This window comes from Lyngbya sp. CCY1209, from assembly GCF_035615495.1.
In the GTDB taxonomy this organism is placed as follows: Bacteria; Cyanobacteriota; Cyanobacteriia; order Cyanobacteriales; family Microcoleaceae; genus Limnospira.
Window position 1 is genome coordinate 1 of record NZ_JAJENU010000642.1, and the last position, 24,125, is coordinate 24,125.

Annotated in this window: 19 protein-coding genes; 7 read left to right on the forward strand and 12 right to left on the reverse strand. The window is 56.0% G+C overall.

The window, feature by feature from the left end; translation table 11 throughout:
* Nucleotides 1-160: 160 nt before the first annotated feature.
* From LKE08_RS25825 to LKE08_RS25840, 4 genes are all read right to left on the reverse strand, one after another.
* Nucleotides 161-616 carry a response regulator gene (locus LKE08_RS25825; RefSeq protein WP_324707161.1) on the reverse strand — a complete coding sequence of 152 codons (456 nt, stop codon included), beginning with the start codon at nt 614-616 and terminating at the stop codon, nt 161-163.
* Between the two features lie 394 nt (nt 617-1,010).
* A complete protein-coding gene (locus LKE08_RS25830; RefSeq protein ID WP_324707162.1) occupies nt 1,011-4,547 on the reverse strand; it encodes a PAS domain S-box protein in 3,537 nt (1,178 codons plus the stop codon).
* Between the two features lie 255 nt (nt 4,548-4,802).
* Nucleotides 4,803-5,204, reverse strand: coding sequence for a phosphomannose isomerase type II C-terminal cupin domain (locus tag LKE08_RS25835; protein ID WP_324707163.1), 402 nt, complete (start codon nt 5,202-5,204; stop codon nt 4,803-4,805).
* A 73-nt stretch (nt 5,205-5,277) separates the two neighbouring features.
* Complete coding sequence (locus tag LKE08_RS25840; RefSeq protein WP_324707164.1) at nt 5,278-7,674, reverse strand: CBS domain-containing protein; 2,397 nt, start codon at nt 7,672-7,674, stop codon at nt 5,278-5,280.
* Between the two features lie 160 nt (nt 7,675-7,834).
* On the opposite strand from LKE08_RS25840, the gene LKE08_RS25845 reads away from it, so the two are divergent.
* The 3 genes from LKE08_RS25845 (at nt 7,835) to LKE08_RS25855 (ending at nt 10,250) form a co-directional block, all read left to right on the forward strand.
* On the forward strand, nt 7,835-8,527 hold the full coding sequence (locus tag LKE08_RS25845) for a HEAT repeat domain-containing protein (protein WP_324707165.1): 693 nt from the start codon (nt 7,835-7,837) through the stop codon (nt 8,525-8,527).
* Nucleotides 8,524-9,045, forward strand: a complete 522-nt coding sequence (locus LKE08_RS25850; protein WP_324707166.1) for an isoprenylcysteine carboxylmethyltransferase family protein — start codon at nt 8,524-8,526, stop codon at nt 9,043-9,045. Before LKE08_RS25845 ends, LKE08_RS25850 begins: the two co-directional genes overlap by 4 nt.
* 83 nt (nt 9,046-9,128) lie before the next feature.
* The gene (locus tag LKE08_RS25855) at nt 9,129-10,250 is read left to right on the forward strand and encodes a GDSL-type esterase/lipase family protein (RefSeq protein ID WP_324707167.1); all 1,122 of its coding nucleotides are present in this window, start codon (nt 9,129-9,131) and stop codon (nt 10,248-10,250) included.
* A gap of 73 nt (nt 10,251-10,323) precedes the next feature.
* On the opposite strand, the gene LKE08_RS25860 is transcribed toward LKE08_RS25855, so the two are convergent.
* Entirely contained in the window at nt 10,324-11,994 is a 1,671-nt protein-coding gene (locus LKE08_RS25860; protein WP_324707168.1) for an ABC transporter substrate-binding protein, read from the reverse strand.
* 330 nt (nt 11,995-12,324) lie between these two features.
* Between LKE08_RS25860 and LKE08_RS25865 the strand changes: the two genes are divergently transcribed.
* Both LKE08_RS25865 and LKE08_RS25870 read left to right on the forward strand, forming a co-directional pair.
* Nucleotides 12,325-14,397 carry an AAA-like domain-containing protein gene (locus LKE08_RS25865; RefSeq protein ID WP_324707169.1) on the forward strand — a complete coding sequence of 691 codons (2,073 nt, stop codon included), beginning with the start codon at nt 12,325-12,327 and terminating at the stop codon, nt 14,395-14,397.
* Between the two features lie 238 nt (nt 14,398-14,635).
* Nucleotides 14,636-17,299, forward strand: coding sequence for an AAA-like domain-containing protein (locus LKE08_RS25870; protein ID WP_324707170.1), 2,664 nt, complete (start codon nt 14,636-14,638; stop codon nt 17,297-17,299).
* Between the two features lie 6 nt (nt 17,300-17,305).
* On the opposite strand, the gene LKE08_RS25875 is transcribed toward LKE08_RS25870, so the two are convergent.
* Together LKE08_RS25875 and LKE08_RS25880 are read right to left on the reverse strand one after the other, a co-directional pair.
* Nucleotides 17,306-17,605 carry a hypothetical protein gene (locus LKE08_RS25875; protein ID WP_324707171.1) on the reverse strand — a complete coding sequence of 100 codons (300 nt, stop codon included), beginning with the start codon at nt 17,603-17,605 and terminating at the stop codon, nt 17,306-17,308.
* A gap of 18 nt (nt 17,606-17,623) precedes the next feature.
* A complete protein-coding gene (locus tag LKE08_RS25880) occupies nt 17,624-18,457 on the reverse strand; it encodes a Tab2/Atab2 family RNA-binding protein (protein ID WP_324707172.1) in 834 nt (277 codons plus the stop codon).
* 140 nt (nt 18,458-18,597) lie between these two features.
* On the opposite strand from LKE08_RS25880, the gene LKE08_RS25885 reads away from it, so the two are divergent.
* A complete protein-coding gene (locus LKE08_RS25885; RefSeq protein ID WP_324707173.1) occupies nt 18,598-19,461 on the forward strand; it encodes a GAF domain-containing protein in 864 nt (287 codons plus the stop codon).
* Nucleotides 19,462-19,604: 143 nt separating this feature from the next.
* Here the strand turns inward: LKE08_RS25885 and LKE08_RS25890 are convergent, their stop codons facing one another.
* From LKE08_RS25890 to LKE08_RS25910, 5 genes are all read right to left on the reverse strand, one after another.
* Nucleotides 19,605-20,585: a bile acid:sodium symporter gene (locus LKE08_RS25890; protein WP_324707174.1), complete on the reverse strand. Its 981-nt coding sequence runs from the start codon at nt 20,583-20,585 to the stop codon at nt 19,605-19,607.
* Between the two features lie 92 nt (nt 20,586-20,677).
* On the reverse strand, nt 20,678-21,055 hold the full coding sequence (locus tag LKE08_RS25895; protein ID WP_324707175.1) for a rhodanese-like domain-containing protein: 378 nt from the start codon (nt 21,053-21,055) through the stop codon (nt 20,678-20,680).
* Nucleotides 21,043-21,579 (reverse strand): cytochrome b6-f complex iron-sulfur subunit, encoded by a 537-nt coding sequence (gene petC / locus LKE08_RS25900; RefSeq protein WP_324707176.1) that lies wholly within the window; start codon nt 21,577-21,579, stop codon nt 21,043-21,045. Before petC ends, LKE08_RS25895 begins: the two co-directional genes overlap by 13 nt.
* 31 nt (nt 21,580-21,610) lie before the next feature.
* On the reverse strand, nt 21,611-21,820 hold the full coding sequence (locus tag LKE08_RS25905) for a DUF2892 domain-containing protein (RefSeq protein WP_324707177.1): 210 nt from the start codon (nt 21,818-21,820) through the stop codon (nt 21,611-21,613).
* A gap of 118 nt (nt 21,821-21,938) precedes the next feature.
* On the reverse strand, nt 21,939-22,343 hold the full coding sequence (locus LKE08_RS25910) for a DUF302 domain-containing protein (RefSeq protein WP_324707178.1): 405 nt from the start codon (nt 22,341-22,343) through the stop codon (nt 21,939-21,941).
* A 221-nt stretch (nt 22,344-22,564) separates the two neighbouring features.
* Between LKE08_RS25910 and LKE08_RS25915 the strand changes: the two genes are divergently transcribed.
* Nucleotides 22,565-23,881: an FAD-dependent oxidoreductase gene (locus tag LKE08_RS25915; protein ID WP_324707179.1), complete on the forward strand. Its 1,317-nt coding sequence runs from the start codon at nt 22,565-22,567 to the stop codon at nt 23,879-23,881.
* Nucleotides 23,882-24,125 lie beyond the last annotated feature (244 nt).

The window sequence follows — 24,125 nt, forward strand, 5'->3', positions numbered from 1 at the left end:
CCTCTATCTTGCTCTTGGCTAGATACTGTAACGGGTTAGTGCGAAAGCCCCGCGTCTTTAGACCGGGGTGAGCTTACATCATATCCGCCAGAATTGTTTGAACAAAAATTATTTCTCCGGAGCAAAAATCTGTACGATCGCGGACGATCGGAACTGGAGATCACGCTTTTTGGATGGAGGGAGACTGGTTGAATTTTAGCCAGTAGGTGTCGATGGTTTGGATCATGTTCGACAGGGCGTCGAAGGAGACGGGTTTGACCAAATAGGAATTGGCCCCCAAATCGTAGGCGCGATCGACGTCCACACTTTCCCGGGACGAGGTCAGTACCACCACGGGGATGCGGCAGACGGCGGACTGTCGTTTGAGCCATTCCAAAACTTCGAGTCCCGAACGGCGGGGGAGTTTCAAGTCGAGCAGTATCAACAGGGGCAGGGGGTGCTGTTCGCGGTTCCCCTCGGCGATCAATTGGTTCAGATGGGCGATCGCGACCTCTCCATCTTCGAGCACCCGCAGGGGCAACTTGGCATCGATCCGCCCGAAGGCGCGCCGAATCAAAAAGACGTCGTTGGAGTCATCTTCGATCAGCAAAATTTCCGACGGGTTCCGTTCCGACACGGGTATCAATCTCCTTTCGAGGTGTGGGGATTTTAAAGTGGAGTGGGACATGGCTGTGGCTGCTTCTAGCTTACGATGTGATATCCCATTGGCTCGATCGCCGTCCACCAACCCAGACTTTCGGTCCGGTCAAAGCCCAGCTCTACGGCAATTCTGACCGGACTGGCGCTGTTTGTGGTCTGGCCGGTCTCGATCTTAGAAATCCTCAGCACGTTTTCTCATCCAACCGAAAGGTCGTCCGACCGCTCCCTGAAAATTCAATCAACCCCTCCCACTTCTCCTCCACTCAAAAAACTGGGAAACAATTAGCCGGAAATCAATCAGGAACCCCATGGGAAGCTCATCCTTTCCAGGTCATCTCGGAATGAAAATTTCAATTCCTTACTTCTCCAAATTATCTCATATTTTGGTCAAATTTTTCGCTTTTTTCCCAACCATTTGAAGACTTGACCGTGAGCGGGTCTGCGGAGACCGACGGGCCGGGGGCGGAATTCGGTGCGCCCTCCCCGGGGGGGGAGGTGGGCAGTTCGAGCCAAAATTGACTCCCCACGTCCGGCTGCGACTCGACCCCGCAGCGCCCGCCCATGCGCTCGATCCCGCGTTTGACGATCGCCAACCCGATCCCCGTGCCGGGGTAGGATTCCACGCCGTGGAGGCGCTCGAACACCCGGAAGATGCGATCGTGGTACTGGGGGTCGATGCCGATGCCGTTGTCTCCCACCCACAACCGCGCCCAGCCGTCGCTTTGGGTCGCCCAGATCGAAACCGTCGGCCGGACGTCGGGGGCAACGAACTTGGCGGCGTTGGCGACCAAATTCGCGATCGCCTGGTAGAGAATGCGGTAGTTCCCGTAGACGACGGGCAGATCGGGGGCAATTTTGAGTTGCACCCCCGCGTCACTCAGCTCCAAATCCAGGGTGTCCCGGATCTCCTCCAACACACCGTCGAGGGCCACCGGGTTCAGGTGGATCTCGGCCCGCCCCAGGCGGCTGTAGGCCAACAGATCTTGGATCAGGGTGTCCATGTGGGTAGCCGCGGCCATGATCCGGTGGGTGTACTCCCGGGCCATGTCGTCCGCCAGTTGGCTGCCGTAATCCTCCCACAGCGCCTGAGTCAGGCCTTGGATCGCCCGCAGGGGGGCGCGGAGGTCGTGGGAAACCGAATAGGAAAAGGATTCGAGTTCCCGGTTGCTCTTCTGGAGTTGTCGCGTCCGCACCCGCACCCGCTCTTCAAGGTGGGCGTTGAGTTGCCGGAGTTCCCGCTCCGCCTCCCGGCGGGCGATGGCGGACGCCAACAAATTCGCCACGGACTGCAGGAAGTTGACGTCGGAGTGCTCGAAGTGGCGTCGGTGGCGGGTGTGAACCCCCAAAACGCCGAACGGACGGTCGTCGGCCCCCTCGATCGCCACGCTGATGCCGCTGACGACCCCGTGATCTTTCAACAGCTCCGGGCCGGAAAACCGGGTTTCCGAGTCCAGCGATTCGACGACGACCGGTTCGCGGCTCAGGAGGGTGTAACCCGCCTGGGAATCCCGGTCAGCCGCGACGACCGCCCGCCCCACCAAGCCTTCAGCCCAACCCACCCCCGCCCTCAACAGCAGGCCGTCTCCCCCGGGGATTCGTTGCAGGATTTTGCTGTATTCCACGCCGAGGCTCTCGGCGACTTCTGCGGCCGTCTCGTCAAACAATTGGGAGAGCTCCAAGCCCGAGAGAGCCTTCTGGGACAGGAGGGCGACATCGGCCTGTTGGCGGAGTTGGGCGGCGAGGTTGAGTTCCGCGTTTTTCCGTTGCGTGATCTCCTCGGTGACGCCGACGACCCGCAGGACTTCCCCGGCCGTGTTGCGGACGAAGGAGGTGCGGACGCGCACCCAGATCTCGGAGCCGTCCGGCCGGCAGACGCGATATTCCTCTTCAAAGGGGGCCCCGGCGATCGCCCGCTCCAAAGCCGTTCCGACGCGATCGCGGTCCTCGGGGTGGACGGCTTCAAACCAACTGTCGGGGCGGTCGTAGAGGCTCTGGCAACTGCGCCCCCACAGCTCCTCGTAGGCGGGGCTGACATAGAGGAGCCGGCCGTAGTCGGGGGTGAAACTGAAGAAAATTTCCCGGATGTGTTCGGCGAACTGCCGGAATTTTTCCTCGGACTCTTTCAGGTCCCGGTGACGCCGTTCGAGTTCTTCCCGGGTCCGTTTGAGATCGGAAATGTCCCGGACGACGGCAATAAAGTGGTTGGGTTCCCCGGTGGGGTGGCGGCGCAGGGAACCGACAAGGGAGACCCAAACGGAGGAACCATCTTTGCGGATGTAGCGCTTTTCCATCGCATAACTCTCGACCTGACCGGCTATCAGTTGTCGTACCCGTTCCAAATCCTCGGAGAGATCCTCGGGATGGGTGATCGACTGAAAGGTTTTTTGCAGTAATTCTTCCCGGGTGTAGCCGACGATATCGCACAATTTTTGATTCACCCGCAGCCAACTGCCGTCAAGTCCGACGTGGGCGATGCCCACCGCCGCCTGTTCAAAGGTGGCGCGGAACAGTTCTTCCGACTCCCGCAGGGCGGTTTCAGCCCGCCGGCGATCGGCGATTTCCCGCCGCAACCGGTCGTTGCTCGTTTCCAGTTGCCGGGTGCGCTCCTCGATGCGGGCTTCGAGTTGGGCGTTGAACTGCCGGATTTGTTCTTCGAGGCGCTTGCGATCGCTGATATCCCGCCCCTCGGGGATGAGGAAAATGGTTTTTCCGTCGCCGTCCAAAATGGGGCGCAGGGAAAAGTCGATGGTGGCCGTCGCATCACCCCGCCCCAGAACGTCAACTTCGTAGCGGACTGGCTCCCCCCGCAGTGCCCCGGCGATCGCCTCCCGCAGTTGTGCCCGGTTCTCGGCCGACCCCCGCCACCAGGGGGCTTCCCAGAAGGGCTTGCCGATGGCATCTTTCGCCTGCACCCCTGCGAAGTCGAGGGCGGTGCGGTTGGCTTCCAGGAGGGTGCCGTCGAGGTCTAGCAGCCCGACGAACTGAAAGGATTGGTTGAAGATGGCCCGGTAGCGCCGTTCCGATTGCAGCAGGGAAGTTTGCGCCTCTTCGCGGCAGGCGTCGATGCGGTTCAAACTGCGGCCGTTCCACCACAGGACGGCCGCGAAGACGAGGATGCCCAGAATGGTGCGGAGGGCGGTCAAGTTTTCGATGCCGACGGGGGAGTAAACTGCGATCGCCAACATCAACAATCCCAGCAGGATCGGGATGGCGACCGTCACCGGCAGCAGGCGTCGGATCATCATGCCCCCGGCGTAGGGGCTGCTGACTTCCGCCATCCACCCCCGGTCCGGGCGGACACCCAAGATGCTCAGGGAGAGCAGCAGCAGGGCGACGGCGGTCTGGATGTCCATCGGGTTGGGGGAGCCGACGTTGTAAAAGGGGGCGAAGTGGTAGAGGTGGCCGACGAGGGCCAAAATTGAGATCAGCAGGGCCAGCAGGCCGCAGAACTGGGCGGCGGCGTTGCGGCCCCTCACCGACAGCAGCACGCCGCCGCCGAGGGTGATCGCGCCGCCGGCGGTGTTGGGGGCGATCGGCCAATTGACGGCCGCGAGTCCACCGCCGGCGAAGAAATCCAGCAGGCCGACCGCCCCGATCAGCACGGCGGTCGCGCCACCGCCCCAAATCAACGCCCGGATCGGGGGGGGCGGGCTGATGCCCCGCAGGTGGTGGCGCTGCCACAGGTCGAGGGCGACCCCCGACCCGATGGCAGCCAGGGCGATGTAGCCCCGGATGGTGAGCCAGTGGGGGAGGGTGGGGGTTCCCGTCCACAGGTTCGCCGCCCATCCCAGCAACCCGACCGCTGCGATCGCGATCGCAGCCCACCGGCTCACTCGCGAAAACTGTTGGATTAACTCGACTTCCGACACCGGATCGGGTTGGGTGACGGCCGAGGTCGGACGGTTCAAGTGTCTTTCCCCCAAATGGTGTTCAGAAAGTGGGCGCGATCGCGGCGATCGACCGCCGATGTGTCGATCGATTCAACTTTGGATTTTAACCCGGTGACCGATGCGACGACTCACCCTCAAGAGAGAGTGTCGGGTGGGAGGGGGCGGAGGGAGCCGAGGGGGCAACGGTCAAGGGGAGGAAGAATACAGATAGGATTTTCCTCCGGTCGCCCCCCTGCCCCAGATCTTTTGCGGTCGGAATTGGATCTGATTGTTTTATTTTTTGTCGTCAACTTTTCGATCTTCTTCCGGAAAGCGGGTGATGTCGTCTTCGCCCAAATATTCGCCGTTCTGCACCTCGATCATCACCAGCGGGATCACCCCGGGATTGTCCACCCGGTGGGGGGTATTCATGGGGACGTAGGTGGACTGTTTGGGGGTGAGGGTAATGTCCTGACCGCCGCAGACCACCTTGGCCGTCCCCGCCACAACGATCCAGTGTTCGCTGCGGTGGTAGTGCATTTGGGTGCTGATGTGGTAGCCCGGATTGATCACGATCCGATTGATCCGGTAGCGATCGCCCTCCTCCAAAACCGTGACGTGGCCCCAGGGCGGGGTACGGGTGGGCTGGGAGGTGGCGGGGGTTTCGCTCGGTTTTTCGGTTTTGGCTTTCGTCATCTTGGCATTCCAGAATAAAAGACAGTCGTTCGGTTTCCAGTCAACCCAATTATATGCAATCTTCCCATCGAGATTAAACCGGAAAATCGACGGTAAATGTCGTCCAGCAGTCCTGACTCGTCACCCGAATTTTGCCGTCGAGTTGTTCGACCAATTTTTCCACCAGCGCCAATCCCAAACCGGTCCCCCCCTGCTTCCAGGGGTCGGCGTTTTGCACCCGGTAGAACTTGTCAAAAATGCGGGGCAGTTCTTTTTCCGGGATTTCGGCCTGGTTGGCAATTTTAAACCGCAGGCGATCGCCGGAGCGGGCGGTCTTTTGAGGCGCTTCGGAAATCCCGCCGGCGCCGCGTTCAACTCCCAGGTGAATTTCCCCGCCGTCGGGGGTGTACTTGCAGGCATTGTTCAACAATTCGGCGATGATCCGCTCCAGGTTGCCGGTGTTGGTGCGGACGGGCGGCAAGTCGGGGGGACAGTCCACGCTCAACACCTGCTGGCGTTCCTGAGCTCGGGAATAGAAGGGTTGGGTGATGCGGGGAATCCAGTTGGAAAGGTTCAATACTTCCAGGCTGATGGGGGCGGTGGAGGCCTCCAATTTTTGCAAGTCCAACAGGTCGTTGATCAGGTTGGTTTCCCGGGAACATTCCGCCTCCAAAATGCTGAGATACCGCTCGCCCCGCTCCGGCGTCGGTGCCAATTTCAGCATATGGATCGCCATCTTCATGTTGGCCAAAGGCGTCCGCAGTTCGTGGGAGACGGTGCTGAGAAAGTCGTCTTTGAGGATGTTCAACTGCTGGAGTTCTTGGACTTTGTGTTGCAGTTCGGCGGTGCGGTCGAGCACCTGTTTTTCCAAGTCGGTGTTGAGGGCTTGAACTTGGTGGTAGAGTTGGGCTTGGTAGATGGCGATCGCCAGTTGGGTCGCCAGTTGTTGCAGGAGGTTGGTTTCGGCGGGCAGCCAGTGGCGGGATTTGTGACACTGCTGCACCTCGATCACGCCCCACAGTTGCCCGTCCTGGAGGATGGGGACTCCTAAATAGGATTCGATCTGTTCTTGGTGCAGGCGCACCCGTTCCGCCGGGGGCAGGTCGCCGGCGCGGATGTCCGGGACGGTGTAGATGTAGTCCCGCTCGAAGGCCTGCAGGTAGTGGGCGATCGCGGTTTGGGTGAGCTGGGGGTGCGAGAGGGAACCGCATCCGGAAGCGGCCGACTCGGCCACCAGTTGTCCGGTTTCGCCGTTGACGACGTGGTAAATCACGACGCGGTCTGCCTCCAGGAGCGATCGCACCTCGGCCACGGTGGTATTCAGAATGTCTTCCAAATTCAGGGATTGGTGGATCTGCAGGGAAATTTTGGCCAGCAGCCGCTCCCGCTGCAACTGTTCGTGCAGTTGGGCCGTCCGTTCGGCCACCTGCTTCTCCAACTGCACGTTGCGGCTCCTGAGCAGTTCCATCTTCTCCGCCTGGAGCTGGTAGACGGACTGCTGCAGTTGTTTCACCACCCGGTACATCTCCGTGGGGTCGAGCATCCGCAGCAGGCTCATCTGGGTGACGATCCCCCGCAGTTCCCCCCCCTCGCCGCACACCAGCAGCCGCTGCACCTGGCGGGCCTGCATCTCCTGGTGCGCCACCCACAGGGAATCCTGGGCCGTCAGGGAAAAGCGGGGTTTCCCCATGATCGTCGCCGCCGGGGTGCGGCTGAGGTCTAACTCCAAAAACTGAGCCAGGAGGATATCCTGGGCCGAGACGATCCCCAGGGGCTTCACTTTCTTTTTCCGGGACGCCTCGTGGATGACCACGCAGCTCGTCTGGTGGGTCGCCATCCGCTGGGCCAAATTCAGGGCGGAGGTGTTGGCCGGCGCCCTGAGTACGTCGGCGATCATCTCGTCGGCTACCCGCCGGGTTCTCAGGATGTTGGAGGGTTGCAGGACTTGCCGAATTCGCTCCGGCGTGATCGCCCCCACCAAATGGCCGTCGCGGTTGAGGACGGGGAGGTGCAGGATCTGGTGCTGGCGGAACATCGACAGGGCGGTAAAAATATCCTGATCTTGGGATTCGGTCAGTTGGTGGACGGCCTCGGACATGACTTCCCCGATGCGGATTTTGTGCAGGGGGGCCTCCCGGGGGTTGTCCAAAATGCCCGTGGCGATCAGTTGCACCAGATCCCGCTCGGTGAAGATGCCCAACAGGTTCGCCCCCTCCGGCGGGGGAGACAGAATGTCCGGGCCGCCGGGGGCCGACTTGTCCACTACCAGCACGCAGGTGGCCCGCAGCCCTTCGGCCGGCCGCACCCCTGCCGTCGCCCCCTCCGAGGTTCCGGGGTCGTCCGTTGTGTTTTGGGGCATCGCGGAGCGGTTGAGCAACTGACCCATCAGGGCGATCGCGTCGGCCAGGGAGGTGTCCGGCGTCACGGTGAGGGGGTAGCGATCGACCGCCTGTTCGAGGGCGGAGGAGTAGTGGGGCGCTGAGTAGGGCATAACCGATGGAGGCGTTGGCCGGTGCGGGTCGCACCCGAGAACCGTTTGCTATTTTTCCTGTATGGTAATCCTAACACTGGGGGGTGAAGGGAATGACCCAATTTTTTGATTTTCTCTATAATGTGGGGGAATTCAAAATGTAAAGTTTTAATAAGTTGAGATGAGCGCGACCTTTCCCCTCGACCGAATTGCCGCCCAATTGGAGAGTCAAAATACCCGTGATCGGATGTTGGCCCTGGCATCCCTGCGGCAGGTCTCCCCGGAAGATGCAGTCCCCCTGATCAAAAAAGTCCTCGACGACCAGAGTTTGCAAATCCGCTCGATGGCGGTTTTCGCCCTGGGAATCAAACCCACTGCCGAATGTTACGGGATTTTGGTAAAATTGCTCGAAAGCGATCCGGACTACGGCATCCGCGCCGACGCGGCCGGGGCCCTGGGCTACCTGGGCGATCGCCGCGCCGTCGAACCCCTGATGCGGGCGTTTTACGAGGATACCGATTGGCTGGTGCGCTTCAGCGCGGCGGTGTCTCTGGGCAATTTGAAAGATCTCCGCGCCCACGAGGTGCTGATTTCGGCCCTCAACAGCGACGAGGTGATCCTCCAACAGGCTGCGATCGCGGCGTTGGGAGAAATTCGCGATCTCGAGGCGATCGACCGGATCTTGGATTTCGCCCAGTCGGAGGATTGGCTGGTACGGCAGCGACTCGCGGAAGCCCTCGGAAATCTCCCGACTTCCAAGAGTGCGGCGGCCCTCAAATACCTGGCGAAAGACGGCCACCCGCAGGTATCGGAAGCTGCCAAAATTGCCCTCGATCGCCTCCGAGAATTGGATGAAAAACTGTTGGAATCATGAACGAAATTTTCAAAGATTGGGGACTGACCTGGGAGGGTTTGAAAACCGGAAAGCGGGGGGAGTATTTGGTGGCGATCCAGGGACTCCTGCTGGTCGGATTCGTCCTGCTTCCCGTCTATCCGATCCCCGGATTGGTGGCCCTGAAATCGTCCCCGTGGATGTATTTAATCTGGGGAATTTCCATTCTATTTGACGCGATCGCCGTCTTTCTCATGGTCAAGGGACTGATGGATTTGGGCGAAAACCTCACCCCGCTCCCCTACCCCAAAGACACCGGAAATTTGATTCAATCTGGCGTCTACAACGTCGTCCGCCACCCCCTTTACAGCGGCTTAATCTTTGTCACCTTCGGCTGGACGCTCTTTTTTCTCAGCCTCTCCCATTTGGCAATAACTGCGATTCTGTTTTTATTTTTGGACATCAAATCTCGGCGGGAGGAACAATGGCTGATCGACAAATATCCCGAATATTCGGAGTACAAACGGCGGGTCAAAAAACTGATTCCGCTGGTTTACTGAATCGCCCCCCCATTCCCTCGAAAGGCGTTTCTGGAAGCGATCGGGCGATCGCATCGATTTGGATCTCGACAACCTTGAAAAAAATGATTCGATTTGCAAGTCTGACGGTGGCTTGCTCCTGGCTCTTGGGTTGCGGCGCAGCCGACGGCAAAATGCAAACGAATTTAGCCGCCTTTTTATCGGCAGTCGGAGACGAAACCGACCCCTCCGATTCTCGCTACAAATATTCCGGCAGAATCGATTTTAGCGACAGTGCCAACCCCGTCATTTTCTACGGGGGTTCGATCATCAACGTCAAATTTAAAGGCACCAGCCTGAAAGCCAAATTTTCCGACAACTCCAACAACGATACGAAAGTCGGATTTATCATCGACGGCGGCGATCTGATTATCAAAGAAGTCGATAAAAATGCCTCAAAACAAGAAATAACCATCGCCACCGGACTCTCCGACGGCACGCACACCTTGGAAATTATCAAACTGGAAGGGCCGGGAAATGGCAACCGGGGTTTGGTGTTTCACGGGTTGGTACTCGACGAAGAAAAAGGCATTCTCGCCGGCGAGAAACCGGCTTTAAAAATAGAAGTGTTCGGCGATTCCGTCACCGAAGGGGCCAGTGCAGGTTGTGCCGAAGGCGACGGCGATTGTGGCGATAACAATGCCTATTTGAGTTTCGCCAATACGTTGGCGAGAGATTTGAATGCGGACATTCACAATAACGGCATCGCCGGTTTGGCTGTGCGGAGCGGAACCGGCTATTTTGAGAGCGGCAATACGGGACTCGATGCCACCTACGACAAACTGAGCCCTTCGTCGGAGGGCGGCTTTTCTCGGACGGACTGGGATTTCGGCCGCTACACCCCCGATTTGGTGATTATGGCGATGGGTGTCAACGACGAATATGGCAACGGTTTGGACGACGTGCCGACGTGGAAAAATGCCTACAAAGCGATCGCCCGCGATATTTACGAAAAATATGGAAATGACAAAAACCGCCCGTTCATTTTTGCCCCGGCTCCCATATGGGCGAGAAATGCGGACAAATACGCGGAAGAAGTGGCGAACGAACTCAAACAGGAGGGTTACAACACCTGGTTTTACAACTATTCTTTTGAAGCGCAAAACGGACACCCCGATCGCGTCGAGTCCAAAAAAATGGCGTCAGAATTGAAACAATTCATCGAAACCAACAATATTTTGAATTAAACAACCATCAAGTCGCACAGGCAGGATGCCTGTGCTACCGATTCGATACCGTAGGGTCAAAAAAAGATCCGATTTACTCCGGATTTACTTTCTCCAGGGGCCAGAACGGAAACTGCTGGTTAACTTGCAGGCGGATTCCCCCGATATTATTTTGGGCGAAGATGTAGGTTTTATCTTGCCAGAGGGGGATGAAAGGAACGTCGCTGGCGAGGCTTTCTTGAATTTCCAAAAAGATCGCCCGACGCTTTTGGGGGTCTTGTTCAGTCCGCTGCTGGTCGATCAATTCGTTGACGCGATCGCTATAATAAAACGATCCCTGATATTGACTCGCCCCCTCTTCACATCCCGTTTCTTCCGAACCTTTCGCGCAGCCCAAAAAGGGCTGGATGTAATTGTCCGCATCCAAGAAATCGGCGTACCAATCCAACATGAACGTCGGATAAATTCCCTTGTCCAAATTTTGATAGGCGGTGGTGGTTTCCACGCTCTTGGGTTCGAGTTGCAACGCGCCGCCCAAATTTTCCTGGGCCAGGGCTTTCAGCGTCGCCGCCAGTGAGGCTCGCTTGTTGGAATTGGCGCCGTACCACAGTTCCACCACGGCGGGATTTTCCGGGGTATATCCGGCCTCGGCGAGGAGTTGTTTGGCTTGGTCAAAATTGCCGTCGCCGTAGGTTTGTTGGAAGACGGGGCTGTAACTTTCAAAGGTGGTAGGGATGAGGCTGTAGAGGGGTTCGGCCTGTCCCCGCAAGATGCGATTATTGATTAAATTGCGGTCGATCAAAGCCGCGATCGCCCGCCGGACTTCCGGTTGATTCAGGGGTTCGGAATTGACGTTCAACACCATATAATTGACCGTATTTCCGTCCGCCGCGATCGCTTGCCAGTTCCCCGCTTCGGCCCCTTCCAATAAACTCGCGATCTGGTCGGGTTCCAAGGAAACGTAAGCCACATCCACCGCATTGCTGCGAAACGAATTGAACAGGTTGGCGGAACTGGTAAATCGCTGCAAATCGATCCCCTCGTTGGCGGGTTTTTCCCCCCAATAATTCTCGAACGGGTCAAGGCGAATCACGTCCACGCCGTATTCCGCCAACACATAGGGTCCGGTGCCCACAAACATATCGGGTTGGAAGGGTCCGTCGATGGCGTAGGCGGCGGGAGACACCGCACAGGTGCCCGAAAAGGCCAGCAGGGACGGAAACGCCGCGAAGGGCCGTTTGAGGGTGATGGTGAGTTCGTATTCCCCCGTCGCCTCAATTGTGTCTATGGTGTCCGCCAGCAGGGACGAGGGGGGCCCGCCTTTTTGGATGAACCGGTCCAGGGAAAATTTCATCGCCTCGGCGTCGAAGGGGGTCCCGTCGTGGAACACCACCCCTTCCCGCAGCGGGATGGTATAGGTGAGGTTGTCGTCGCCGACGGTGGGAAAATCCGTCGCCAGTTCCGGTTGGAGTTCCGTGGTGCCCAGTTTGTAGGCGTAGAGGCGATCGCCGAGGTTGTAGAGGAGGGTTCCGGAGATCACCTCGTAGGCGTCCGCCGGGTCGAGGGTGCGGAGGTTCTGGGTCGTCCCGACGACAATGCGATCGGTGTCCGAAGTGGCGGGGGTTTGGCCCTCGGGTCCGGTTCCGCAGGCGATCGCAACGAAGGCGACCAAACAAAATAAAGCCAGAAATCGGGCGATTGCGGGAATTCGGCGGCGGCGATGCCATCCCGGAGAGGGCGATCGCATCGGGTGTGTTTTCTGCATCTGGTGGGGTGTAATCTCTGCTCTACATTCGATTCTGAACTGTTGATAGTAACATTTTCGCGGTTCGGAATAGCGCTTCCAGATGGGAATGGGAGGCCGGCGGTAGAATGGGCGGGAAAATTCGAGTGTTTGTCAATGTGAACTTCTCCCATCGCGTTCGAGGCTGGTGGCGATCGGAACGATTCGACCTATTGTCCATGGCGGGAAAAGTGGGAAGTGTTGGAGATTTAGATTTCACAAAAATGATTCGAGATTGTTGATTCGATCAATAATTGTTCGGATTCTGTACACTGAGGGCTATACTGGATGTTATATGGGGCCCGATCACCAATGGAACAACCAGACAATGCCAGCAGTGAAAGTACCTTAGCGGCGATCGTCTTTACGGATGTTGAGTCGTTTACCCCCAAAATGGCGGCCGATGAGAAACATACCCTCGGTTTGCTAGACCGGGACTTCAGAATGATGCGGCGATCCTGTCAGCATCACGAGGGAAAAACGATCAAATCCCTGGGGGACGGATTGCTGATGTACTTCAACCGTGCCGAACAGGCCGTTACCTGTGCGACGGAGATCCAAACCGCGATCGCCAAAACCGCCGCCGACCTCCCCGAACGGGATATTTTAGTTCACCGCATCGGAATCCACCTGGGGGATATTTACTTAGTTGATGACGGCCGGGACGTGATGGGAAATGGGGTCAACATCGCTGCCCGACTGCAATCCCTCGCACCCCCGGGAGGAGTCTGCCTTTCCGCCACCGTTTACGAGGTCGTCAAAAATAGCCTCACCCCCAAACCCACCTATATCGGACTGCGAAAACTCAAAGGCATTTCCGAACCCGTCCCCCTCTACCATATCGCCTCTTCCCTGACCCGCGATCGCTCCCGGAAACGGGTTTTTATTTCCTATTCCGCCAAAGATCCCGACACCTCCCTCGCCCAAAAATTCTTTGAAGCCTTGTCGGAGGCGGGACAGGCCGCATTTATGGCCGGCGCCAGCCTAAAATTGGGGGAAGATTGGCCGTACCGGATCGAAACCGAATTGCAACAATGCGATTATTTACTATTGCTATTATCGGAGCGATCGGCGACCAGCGAAATGGTGACGGAGGAAGTGCGGCAGGTCAAAAAACTGCAAGAAAAACGCGACGGAAAACCGATCATCCTACCCATTCGCGTCCAATTTCCCTTGACTTCTCCCCTCAACTACAACCTGCGGGGTTATTTGGATCGGATTCATCAGCGGGAGTGGAATTCGGACGCGGACACGCCCAAACTGATCGGAGAAGTCATCAATTTAATTCAAACCGGAAAGGTTCCGGAAGCGTCCAATATTTCCCAACCTAAAGCCTGGGGCGATCGCACATCCCGTCCCCAACCGGCGGCGGTGCCCGAACTTCCGGAAGGGCAAATGGATGTCGCTTCTATCTTTTATGTAGAACGTCCCCCCGCCGAATCTCGATGTTATGAAACCATCCTCCAATCGGGGGCACTCATTCGGATCAAAGCCCCCCGCCAGATGGGAAAAACCTCTCTGATGGCGCGAGTTTTGCACCACGCCCAAAAGAAACACGGATATTGTTCCGTCCCCCTCAGCTTTCAGTTGGCAGACGGGAAAATTTTTGCGGATTTGGACAAATTTTTGCGCTGGTTTTGCGCCAGCGTGGGGCGGAGGTTGCGCCTCCCCAATCAGTTGAATGACTACTGGGATGAAATTTTCGGCAGCAAAGATAACAGTACGGTTTACTTTGAGGAATATCTGCTCGAAAATATCGACAGTCCGCTCGTTTTGGGACTCGATGAAGTCGATCGCGTCTTTGAACACCCGGAAATTGCGGGAGACTTTTTGGGACTGTTGCGGGCGTGGCATGAACAAGCCAAAAATAACGACATTTGGAAAAAATTGCGCCTCGTGGTCGTGCATTCCACGGAAGTTTATGTGCCGATGGATATCAACCAATCGCCCTTCAATGTGGGACTGCCCATTGAATTATCGGAATTGACCACGGAACAGGTACAAGAATTGGTCGAATTGCACGGATTGAAATTCACCGCCGACGAATTGGAATCTCTGATGCAAATTGTCGGCGGACATCCCTATTTAATTCGGGTGGCACTCTACTATATTTCCCGTCAAGATACGACGATTTCAGAATTTTTAAAAACCGCCCCCACGGAAGCCGGATATTACGGCGATCACCTGCGGGGACACCTGTGGAAGTTGCAACAATATCCCGAGTTGGCGGCGGCGATGGAACAGGTTGTCAACAGTGACGAACCCGTGCGGTTGGAGTCGATAGTGGCATTTAAGCTGCACAGTTTGGGGCTGGTGACGCTGTGCGGAAATGATGCCGGGGTGCGATCGGATTTGTATCGGCTTTATTTCCGCGATCGCCTTTAGTTTTCCCTCACCCCCGGCTCCTCTCCCAATCTTGGGCGAGGGGAGGAAAACTCAGCCCTCACCCCCGGCCCCTCTCCCAATTTTGGGCGAGGGGAGAAGAATTCAGCCCTCACCCCCGGCCCCTCTCCCAATCTTGGGCGAGGGGAGAAGAATTCAGCCCTCACCCCCGGCCCCTCTCCCAATCTTGGGCGAGGGGAGGAAAAACAAATATTATCAAAAATTACTTTCTCGAATCACTATGAATCATCAAAACCCGATTTATCAAGTGGGTGGAAGCCTCCCCGCCGATGCCCCCACCTACGTCAAACGCGAAGCCGACGACGAGTTATATGATGCCCTCAAACGGGGGGAATTCTGCTACGTCCTCAACTCACGCCAGATGGGAAAATCCAGCTTGCGGGTGCAGACGATGCGGCGATTGCAAGCTGAGGGTGTGGCTTGTGTCGCGATCGATATTACCCAAATTGGCAGTCACAATATCACCCCCGATCAGTGGTATTTGGGGATGATAAGAACCGTCGCCAGTACCCTCTCGACTTCCCTCGGCAAACGGGCAAAACTGGCGGCTTGGTGGCGCGATCGCGAGTTGATTTCTCCGGTACAACGACTGGGCGAATTTATCGAAGATATATTGCTAAAAGAAATTGAGAATAATATCGTTATTTTCATCGATGAAATTGATAGTGTCATCAGCCTCAATTTTGATGTCGATGACTTTTTCGCCTTGATTCGCGCCAGCTACAACAAACGCGCCGATCGCCACCATTATAAACGCCTCAGCTTTACTCTCTGCGGTGTCGCCACTCCGTCAGATTTGATCGCGGACAAAACTCGAACGCCCTTCAATATCGGAAAAGCGATCGCCCTCGGCGGTTTCCGGATGCCCGCGGCGTTGCCCCTCGCCCGAGGGTTGGAATCCCGCTGTGAAAACCCGGAAGCGGTCTTAACTGAAATCCTAAATTGGACGAACGGACAGCCGTTTTTGACTCAAAAAATTTGCCGATTAATTTTAGAATATTCCGGCCAAATTATTGCCGGGGAAGAAGCTCAGGTTGTTGCCGATATTATTTCCCAACAAATCATCAAAAATTGGGAGGCGAACGACGAACCGGAACACTTCAAAACGATCCGCGATCGCCTCCTCCGCAATCCCCAACGAGCCGGTCGGCTGCTGGGACTGTATCAGCGGGTCTTGAATGCGATCGACGGAGGGATTGCCGCCGATGATAGTCCCGAACAAATGGAACTGCGCTTGAGTGGATTGGTCGTAAAAACTGGCGGTCAATTGAAAGTTGCAAACCCCACTTACAAAGGAATTTTTAATCAAGATTGGGTGACGCAGGAACTCGCCCAACTGCGACCCTATGCCGAAGCTTTCGAGGCTTGGGAGAAGTCCGGGCGTCAGGATGAGTCACGATTGTTGAAGGGGGAGGCGTTAACTGAGGCGAAAGCCTGGGCGAGAGGAAAAAGTTTGAGCGACAAAGATTATCAGTTTTTGGCGGCGAGCGAACAACTCGACAAACAGGAAATTCAGGCGGCGTTGGAAACGAAATTGGCGGCGGAACAGGAAGCAAAGGAAATTTTAACGAAAGCAAAAAGACGGGCTTCTCTGCTGTCTTGGATTGCGATCGGAATCTTGGGTTTGTCTTTCGGGATGGCGGCTTTTTATTTGAGACGAACCTACACCAATCTCAACTTAGCTGAAATTCGCCTCACCAGTGCTGGAGCAAAGGAATTGCACCTCTCCGGAGGCCAGGAACTCAGTTCAATTGTCACCGCACTGCAAGCCAGCCACAACTTGAAAAAATTACCAGTTTCCTTGTGGTCAAAAGACGATACCCGGGGGAAAGTGATCTCAATCCTTCATGCAGTCCTGGATGGTTCCCGAGAATACAATCGTATCGAGGGGCATCGGAGTCTGGTCAACGGCGTGGCCTTCAGCCCGGACGGGAAAACCATCGCTTCGGCCAGTAATGACAACACGGTGAAATTGTGGAAGCGCGACGGCACCCTCCTCCAAACCCTCGATGGGCATCGGGATTATGTCAACGGCGTGGCCTTCAGCCCGGACGGGGAAACCATCGCTTCGGCCAGTGCAGACAACACGGTGAAGTTGTGGACAGTCGATTTAGATGACCTGATGGCGCAAGCGTGTCAGGTGGTAGGGGACTACTTGAAAAATAACCCCAATGTCACCGATGAGGAACGCCGTTACTGTGGGGTGGACGCTTCGGCAACGGCTCGGTTTTTGCAAGGCGAACAGTTGGCAGCGGAGGCTCAAATTGATGAGGCGGTTTCTCGCTTTCAACAGGCTGTCAAGCTCGACCCGAACTTTCGTTCAAGTTCGGCTCAGATTTTGGTCAAAAGAGGAGAGTTTTTGGCTCGGGATGAGGAGAGAGTTAATCGAGCCATTTTGGCTTTTCAGAACGCTGTAAAATTGGATTCAGATTTAAAGTTTGATCCTGATAATAAAGCCCGTGCGATCGCTTCAATTTTCGAGGGGAGAGATTTGGCAGAAGCGGGTAAAATCGATGAGGCGATCGCAAAATTTAAGGATGCTCAAAAATTAGATGCTGATGTCAAAATTTCGGCTTGGTCTTGGAATGTGCTCTGTCGGTACGGCGGGCTGAATCGACAAGCTGAGAAGGTGATGTTCGCCTGCGATAAAGCGGTCGAAATCGAACCGAAAAATGGGCGGATTCGTGAGATTCGGGGTTTGGCGATGGCTTTGACGGGTGATTTTGATGGGGCGATTGAGGATTTGGAGATGGCGTACAGTGAATGGGAGGAATGGATGGGTGATGAAAATGAAAAGGCAAAACGAAAAGCTTGGATCGATACTCTTAAAAAGGGTGAAAGTCCGTTTACCGATGAGGTATTAGAACAATTGAAAAATCAGTAATTTTCATCAAGGTTCAGAAGACAATAAACCATCGCGATCGCCCCCGATAATTTCCAGCAAACCCACCGTGCCGACAAACAGGGTATAAATCCCGGCTTTGAGGAGATTTCCCCCCCGTCGGCGGGCAAAAAATACGGCTGCGATCGCTTCTACCAAATGACTAATCAGGGCAAATCGGGCGATAAAAATAACCCAGTCAAACACCGGCGGAAGGGAAGCGACGGTCAATTCCCACACCTCCAGGGCGATCGCCCCCGTAATTAATAGCGTTGAAAGTATCTTGATTCCGGATATCAAAATTTTCATTTCGGGCAATCCTCCTTCCTACTCTCCCCCCAGCAACCAAAACCCGGTGTAAGTCATACCCGAATCGTCCGGGCGAACCAGCAGAAAATGCAAGCCTTTCGCCAACTGTTTTCGGGTTTCAAACATCCGCGCCGCCGCCGCGACTTCCTCATCTTCAAACGTGGCGACGACCCAGCGATCGCACAATCCCGCCTCCAAAATCAACCCGTCCGGCGGCCCGGGAACGTAATTGAGTCCGACGGGTTTCGCCTCCGCCAACCACGTCGCCAACTGCATCGACTGGCGTCCCCCGTCAATGACGACACCGGAAATCGGAACCGTCGAAGCCAGTCCCAAATTGAGGGGGATCAGGGACGGCGGCATCTCCAAAAACGGCATCGGGCGATCGCCGAATACCTCCTCAATTTCCCCCGCCGGAAGCGTCGCGAACCGCCAGCGATCGCCCCACAGATCCTCGGGCAGGGGGGTGGGGGGCGGCTTTTCGATCGCCGCCGGATCGGTAGCTTCCCCGGTATACCCCGCCATTTGGGGATAAATGTCCGCCCGTTCCCGCAACCACCGCTTCAACGCCGGCGTCCGGCGAGTCGCCTCCACGGCGATCCCCGACCGTTCCCCGGCCACCTCCAGCAGACTCAGACATTGGGGGCGAAACACCCAAATCCCATCCGGTTTTCCATCCCCAGCGGCTTGTCGCAACTGACCCGCCAACCAATCGGCATTCGCCCGGGACTGGGGACAGGTCGCCACAAACTCGAAATCGCGAGTTTCGTCGCACAGCAGCAGTTCCCACAGCGGCTGTCCGGTTTCGTCTTTCAGGGGACGGCGGTAAAAATCGGCTTGCCAGATCGGCATAGAAAAATTGGCAATTAAGACTCTACAATTTTTTTAGCATGACACCAAAAATATTTGGGTGTCAAACTGGGGGATTCTACCCTTGACTCCGGCGATCGATCCGCGCCACGATGGGAGGGTGGAACGCTCTGACAACACCTATGCCCTACAAACAATATACGCTGACACCGACCCGCGACCCCTATTCCTCCACCGGAATCTATATTCCCATCGACATAGAAGATGCGATCGCCGAATTGGATAAAGCCCTCTCCGACACCGTAAAAACCGAACTGAAAGCGGCTAACAATCTCTTCGATTATCACTTCACCCTGGGGGAATGGATGCGCCAAAATTGGGGGCTGTGGTTGGGTAGCCGGCTGGCGCAGCACTTTCACGATATGAACGTACTCAACCCGGACTTGATGTCGATTTTTCTCCTCCGATCCTATCAGGAACACCTGAACCGTCCCCCGGAAACCGTCGAAACGCTGCTGCACTCCCTGGAAAACAAGCGCCTGACGCCGGATAATTTTTTCCGTAAAGTCGGCGAAGTCGCCCAGAAACTGGTCAATTGCGATCGCGCCAGCTTTTGGTTAATTGACCGAGAAAAGGAGGAGGTGCGGACGAAAGTTGTCGTCAACGACAAACAGAAAACCGTCCGAGTTGCGATCGGTCAAGGCTTGATGGGACAGGTCGCCGAATCGGGCGAAATGATTGCCATTCCGTTCGATTTTTATAAAAGTTCCCATCCCCAAGTCGAAGCGATCAAAGCCCTCGACGATCGCGTTTTTTACCGCACCTGTAGCACCCTAACCATTCCCGTCCGCAAAGCTTCGGGGGAATTGCTGGGGGTGATGCACCTGATCAATAAAACCCAACCCGGCAATTTTCCCCCCTATCATCCGGAAACCCACCCCACCGCGCCGGAACGCTGGCGCACCAGTTTCAATCGAGAAGATATCGCCATTATCGATCGCTTGAATCAAACTGTCTCTCAGTTGATTGATCGAGTTTTTTATTAATATCAAATCCTGATAATTAACACCCAAAATATGTGGTGGCTGTAGGGGCGCAAGCCTTGCGCCCTGACCTCAAAAAAATCCCCCTGCTTTCATGTCCGAGGACGCAGGGGGTGGAAGTTTAGACCGATTTTTAGAATACTAAATCATTCCGTCGCCGCCACCGGTGCGGGTCCGAAAATCTTATCCGTCAGTTTCACATACCAGGCGGCGGACTGCACTTGGATGATATATCCCATCGCGATAATCAGGGCAATGTCCGATCCGGCTTCTCCGAAAACCGTCATGGCGATCGCCAATGCGATAGACAGATTCCGCATCACCGTCCCGTAAACCAGCGCGATCGCATCTTCCCGATTAAATAACGCTTTACCGACAAACGTACTCAGCGCGAAGTTAAACCCATAAATAATAATCAGCGGCACGAAGAAAGATAAAATCGCCACCGGATTTTCGATGATTGATTTCGATTTCAGTGCCATCGCCACGAACACGATACCCAAAACGCCGACGGTGGAGAAAACCGGGAACTTTTGTTTCAGATTCTTGTTGTACTTGCTTTCCCCGACGGTTTTGATCAGAATTTGCTTGGTGACAAATCCCAGGATCATCGGCAAAAAGACGATAATCACGATTTGTTTGAAGACATCGATCAGGGGAATTTCGACCACCGCACCCATCAAATATTTGGCGTAGAGGGGAGTCGCCAAAGACCCGGCGATCAAACCGATGACCGTCATCTTAATGGCGGCATTGAGATTTCCTTTGGCGAATCCCGTCCAAGAAATCGTCATCCCGCTGGTGGGGAGTAGGGAAGTCAGCAATAATCCCAACAAAATTAACGGTTGATCGTTAAAAAACAACTTCCCAACCCCGAAGGCAAAAAAGGGAACGACCGCAAAGTTAATCAACTGAGTGATCCCCTGCAACTTCAAATCTCCACCCCCGAAGACTTTGGAAATTTGCAGGTTGATCATCATGGGATAAACCATCAAGAAGGTGAGGGGAATGATCGTCGCCTTCAAAAATGACGGGTCGAAAATACTGCCAAAGATAATCCCCGCAATCATAAATGAGGGAACCGACCAAATTAGGTTCTGCTTGAGTAGCAATAAGAATTTCCACATTTTATTTAATGTCCCAAACTCTAGAGTTCTTGTAGTAGGGATAATTCATGAATTATCCCTACGGATTAATATTTCGAGCAATGGTATGAGTGCTATGACGGTGAATGGGTTGGAAGAGATAATTTCCACCACTCCCGCATTCCGCCGGTGACGTTATAGACGGTATGATAGCCTTGAGCCACCAGTTGGGTCGCGGCCATCGGACTGCGGTGGGCGGTCAGGCAGATCAGGGCGATCGCGCGCTCGCGGGGCAGTTCCCGAAACCACTCCGGAAGTACCCACCGACGCAGGAAGGACACTTGGCCCATCATGATGCGCGGGAGGCTGAGGTTCACCGCCCCGGCGGCGTGGCCGAAAGAATATTCCAACTCAGACCGGACGTCGATCAACAGGGGCTTGGGAGAGAGTTCCAGGAACTCCTGCGGCGAAATATCGGTCGCCCTCGTTGTAGAAGCAGTTACGTCCACCACGGCGTTTCCCCCGTGCGCGGATCGACCCCCTGCCAGGGCGAAATCCAGATGCGATCGCCGAGAACCGCGACCTGCACCAGTTTCAGGGGACGGTTGGCCGGCCCCCGCTCCACGGAGCCGTCCGGGGCGAACCGGGAACCGTGGCAGGGACATTGAAACTGCCCGTCGTTGCCGTTCCAGGGGAAGGTGCAGCCCAAGTGGGTGCAGTTATTCACAATTCCCCGGCTGTCCAGATTCCCACCTTCGAGCAGCGTCAGGTAGGTCGGCTCTCCGGCCAATCCCGCGATCAGCGCCCGGGTTCCGGGGGGTTCAGCCAAAATCTGGCTGGCGGGAATGGGATTTCCCAGCTTGTCTTTGGCGATAATCGACCCGTCATCCGCGCCTTCTTTGACCGGGGTCACATATTTGGCGGCGGGATACAAAACCACTCCGGCGGTGGTGGCGACAGCGGCTCCCGTGAGGAAGTTGAGCAACTGCCGCCGGGACATCGACGGGCTATTATCTATGGGAAGGGTGTTATCCATCGTTTTTACCTCCTAAATACCAAATAAACATCTACTGATTTTCCGGGGCGCGGGTGTTAATACCCAGCAGGCCGTAAAGCATACAGGACCCGAAAACTGCGGTCAGAGCCGGGACGGCCGACACCACGGCGAGTCCGGTGCCGAGGGCGGTGCCGCCGTAAACGACCAGACCAAGGTACAGCAGGGCTCCGGCGAAGGCCAGACGCAGCACGCGATCGAGCATTCCGACATTGTTAAACATGGTGTTTTCTCCTTATATCGATGGGTTGTGTACAAATTGAAAGTGGATCAGCAGGGCGTGAAACCGACAACAAATTGACTCTCCTGTTGCCTGTTGCCTATTGCCTATTCCCTCTCCCTCAAGCGACGGGAGTCGCCGCGCCCAGACGGTTCATCACCGCCTGCATCAACTGGCGGGCATCGTCGGTAATTTCTTTTGCCGCCGGGGAATCGACGGCCTGGAACATGACCGCCGGATCGATCGCGGACACTTCTACCCGACCGTCGGGATGTTCCTGGACCACCACGTTGCAGGGGTAGAACACCCCCGCCTTGTCGTCGGCGTTGAGCATCCGGTAGGCGATCTGGGCGTGGCAGGCACCCAAAATCAGGTAGGGGTGGAAGTCGGCGTCGAGCTTCCGCTTGAAGGTGGCTTTGACGTCGATCTCGGTCAGGACGCCGAAACCCTCTTGTTTCAGGGCTTCCGTCACCTGGGCGATCGCTTGCTCGAAGGGGGTGTCCAGAATTTGGCTGAAGTGATACATCGAATACTCCTGTGGGCTGCTTTACTTATCTTAATAACTAGATAGTAATTTAGTCAAGGATTAAATTTTTTTTTATTTGGGGTTGACGGGGAGGGCGGTACCAAAGTACCATTAGTTTATAACTAATTAGTTGTATAGTTGCAAGACGTTCGCCCGATGTCGGCTCAAACATCGATGTGGCAAGGCATCGGGCGGAATTATTCCTGGAGGATTTCAGATAAATGGCTCATGTAGTTGTGATTGGAGCGGGACTCGGGGGATTGCCGACGGCCTACGAACTGCGGCACCACTTGCCCGCCGAGCATAAGGTGACATTAATTTCCGACAAGCCGGAGTTCACGTTCGTCCCCGGATTAATTCGGGTCGGGTTGAATCTGAACCCTTTGGAGCACATCCAACTGGAGCTCGAACCCCTGGCGCGGCGGCACGGTTTGGACTTGATCTGCGGACACATCACCCACTTCGACCCGGAAAATCGCCATTTGATCGTGGATGGGCAAACCCTGGAGTTCGACTATGCGGCGATCGCCACCGGGGCATCCCTGGCCTTCGACGAAGCGCCGGGACTCGGCCCCCACGGTGGCTACACCCAGTCCGTGTGCACCCCCGACCACGCCGTAGAAGCGCGGGAGGCGTGGTTGGAATTCTTGAAAGATCCCGGGCCCCTTGTCGTGGGGGCGATGCCGGGGGCGGGGTGTTTCGGGCCAGCTTATGAATTCTTATTAATGGCGGATTGGGAACTGCGGCGGTTGGGACTGCGCGATCGCGTCACGTTAACCTATATCACGCCGGAACCCTACGCCGGCCATCTGGGAGTCGGGGGGGTGAAATACGCCGAAGAACTGACGGGGGATCTGATGCGATCGCGGGGTGTGGAAATCATCGACAACGCCGCCATCACCGAAGTCGAACCCGACACCATCATCCTCTCCGACGGACGCCGCATCCCGTTCAAATACTCCATGATCCTGCCCGCCTTCCGGGGTGCCAAATTCATCCGGGAGACACCGCGCCTGGGCAATGAAAAAGGATTTATCCCCGTCGGACCCACCTACCAGCATCCGGAATTTCCCGCCGTCTACGCCCTCGGCGTCGCCGTCCACCTGGAACAGCCGGACAAAACCCCCGTCCCCATCGGACTGCCGAAAAGCGGGGAAATGACGGAAGTGATGGGGGTGGCCGTCGCCCACAACATCGCGATCGAACTGGGGGCGATTTCCGAACCCCACCTGACGCCCACCTTGGAGGCCCTGTGTTTTGCCGAATTCGGCGATACCGGCATCCTCTACATCGCCGCCCCGGTGATCCCCGATCCGGAAGTGGGCAAGCGCCGCCATTCTCTGGCGTTGAAAGGGCCGTGGGTGAATTGGGCGAAGGCCGCCTTCGAGGAGTATTTCCTGCTGAAAATGCGCTTCGGTTTGGGACTGCCCTGGTTCGAGAAATTCGGGCTGCGGCTGTTGTTCCGGCTGTCCCTGTTCAAAAACCTGCCCAAAAATTTCCGCCAGTCCGTCGAGAAATCCACCACCGCCGTGGGTTGATGTGAAATTTGAGCCGACTTCAATCCTTCGTCAACCCCGACAACCCCACCCCACCCTCCCGTTATCAAAGGGAGGGCAGGGAATCCGATTCACACCTTTGATATCAGGTCCGTTCAAATAGTTGGGATCGAAAGGATTTTTAAAATTCGACCGTCAGAAATCTACATGAGAACTGATGATCAGAATTGGCTCTGACTGATCATTGGGGATTGCTATCTTCCGATCGATTGACGAGGACAGATCG